General features: G+C 38.6%; 3 protein-coding genes. All 3 read right to left on the reverse strand.

The genetic code is table 11. The features are described 5' to 3' along the window. Positions 1-22: 22 nt before the first annotated feature. The gene (locus tag ACFVSH_RS25115; RefSeq protein ID WP_387597323.1) at positions 23-760 is read right to left on the reverse strand and encodes a GntR family transcriptional regulator; all 738 of its coding nucleotides are present in this window, start codon (positions 758-760) and stop codon (positions 23-25) included. 127 nt (positions 761-887) lie between these two features. Then, positions 888-1,754 carry a MurR/RpiR family transcriptional regulator gene (locus ACFVSH_RS25120; protein ID WP_192205229.1) on the reverse strand — a complete coding sequence of 289 codons (867 nt, stop codon included), beginning with the start codon at positions 1,752-1,754 and terminating at the stop codon, positions 888-890. Between the two features lie 25 nt (positions 1,755-1,779). Beyond that, positions 1,780-2,710 (reverse strand): N-acetylglucosamine kinase (locus ACFVSH_RS25125; protein ID WP_387708463.1); only part of this gene is annotated, 931 nt, incomplete at its 5' end.

Genomic DNA, 2,710 nt, shown 5'->3' on the forward strand with positions numbered 1-2,710 from the left:
TATTAAAAAGTGGGATTCTGTTTTATATTACTGGTGATATACGCTCCAAATTAATTCTGAATTTATATCGATCTGCACGGTAGAAAGATCTGACAATCCCAAGGGGTCGATTCGTATCCAGGAAAATTCTTCGTTCTATCAGCAATATAGGGGAACCTTCGACTACCTCGAGCATTTCCGCCTCTTTTTTTTGAGCGATGGAGGCTTCAATTATCTGTCTGCCATGTTGGATTTGTAAGCCGAAGGTTTTTTTAACATAGTCATGTATGGAACTCACGGCCATTTCTTCCGTTAGATCCGGGGCAATATCTTTTGAGATGTATAGCCTTTCAAATGCCATCGGCAACTGATCAGCAAGCCTTACACGTTCCAGTTCGAAAATAGGAGTTCCTTCTTCAACCTCAAGCTTTGCAGCAAGTTCATGATCAGCATTGACCTCTGTAAAACTGATGACTCGTGTACTTGGTTTATGTCCTCTTGATATCATATCCTCCGAAAAGTTTGTTAATCCTTGCAAGGGCTGCTCCAATATTTGTTGGGCAACAAAAGTTCCTTTTCCGCGCTGCCTGTATAAATAACCGCCATTTACGAGGTTAGAAATCGCCTGTCTCACAGTCATCCTGCTTATTCCATATTTTTCAGTATATTCTTTTTCTGAAGGAATCATCTCTCCTGGCACCAATTCAAGACTTTGAATCGCTCCTTTAATCTCCTCTTCAAGTTGATGATAAATGGGACTCGGGGAATTCTTTTGGATCATTTAGCGTACATCTTCCTTTCATCGTGATGTAAATTTTACAAGGCATACTGTTCGGAAACATCTCAAGCTAAAATTCCGTTCGATATCCCTATCCATGCTAATAAACACGATAAGACAAGACTTATATTTAAGTATCCAAATTCCTTTTTGTGAATTTCAATACCGATTCCCTTGAACGTTCAATTTCATTTTTATTTTCATTATAGAATTTTGAAACGTACGCATAGAAAATAATGCTGACCGTTAGAAATTGTGCAAAAAGCGAACTTGTTGCAGCACTTCGGAATTTTGCCTCAGGAGCACGTACATGATTTAGGGACATATCAACTTTTTTAGTTAGCCCATTGTTCCCCAATCGTGATAAACCAATTGTTTTAATTCCATATGCTTTAGCAATATCAACGAGTTCCAGAACTTCTTCAGTTTCGCCACTATTGGAAATACAGAAAAAAACGGTATTCTTTGATGATGCAGCGAGTGCTGTGGCCGTAATATGCGGGTCTTGATTAGCACTTACTATCTTTCCTAACCGTAACCATTTCTGTGTAATATCTTCAGCAACAAGCCATGATGCCCCTAATCCATAAACATAAATCACATCTGCACTTCTCATGGTTTCAATGATATTGTCAAGAACGGTCTCATCCAAATAATGTGCCGTTTCCTGTATAGCTTGGACAGAGTTGGACACTATTTTATTTTTGATGGACGCTATTGTTTCATTAGGCTCAATATCATGGAAACCTTTTTTCTCCGGTTGGGAAATCAGTGATGATAGGGATACCTTCAGTTCTGAAAAACTGTTAACTTTTATCGAATGACAGAATCTCGTTACTGCAGAACTGCTGGCATTGGCATGGTCAGCTAATTCATGTATCGTCATTCTTATAATATCTTGTGGATTTTCCAAGATATATTGGGCAATTTTCCTTTCTGAATTAGGCAACTGGTTCAATAAACTTTCAATTCTCAATAAAATATTTTCAACGGGCATATGGTTTACTCTCCTTGATCTTTACTTACTTTAACTGCTTCATTGCTATGTAGTAACCACCCAAGGTAGCTGATACGTCATCCAAAACAAATTTCACATTTGGTTTTTTAAGTTTAATATGATTGATGAAAGAGCTTCGCACCAATGGTATATTTGTCAATATGCTACCTTTTATTGCAATTGTAACATTCTCACTTAACTTTAACTTCTTGATAACCTCAAGCGTTTGTTTTGAAAGGTGGTACCCGGCCTGATTCAGAATATTTTGCGAGAAACCATCGCCCTTCTCCGCATGTTGGACAATTAGGGGAACAAACGCGGCAATCTCTGATTTCGTGGCGGAATAAATGAATTTCTTCAGTTGCATTACACTATGATAGCCAAGTTTTTTAAGTATTGTCTCGGTTAAATGGCTATATTCATATCCCTCATCCTCTTCTTTCGTCATTTTTATAAAAGCCTGCATGGCGATCCAGTAGCCACTTCCTTCATCCCCAAGAATGTGTCCCCAGCCTCCAGCTGATTTCTCGATACCTTTATGGATGCCGATACTTAAAGATCCAGTTCCGGATATGGTCAAAATGCCATCATTTCCTTTTAGTAAAGCAGCATGAGCGATAATTCCATCATTTACAATCGTGAACGGGGCATTAAAGGCCTTGCTTAATGCACGTTTTATGCCCTGCGGATTTTCAACTCCTCCATACCCGGCTAAACCTAAGCAAATGTAATGGCAGCTTCCATTATCAATAGGGGTTATGCATTGTTCAATTGCCTGTATAATGTTAGAGATGGCTTGTTTTTCATTTATAAGCAGGTTACCATACCCCGCTTTGCCTACACTTATTTTATTTCCCTTTAAATCATAGGCCACTGCTTCAGTTTTAGTGCCACCGCCGTCAACACCGATAATATACTTCATATCATTCTCATATTCAGTAAAAAAGGGAAGGAAA

This window comes from Peribacillus sp. NPDC058002, from assembly GCF_042886655.1.
In the GTDB taxonomy this organism is placed as follows: domain Bacteria; phylum Bacillota; class Bacilli; order Bacillales; family DSM-1321; genus Peribacillus; species Peribacillus aracenensis.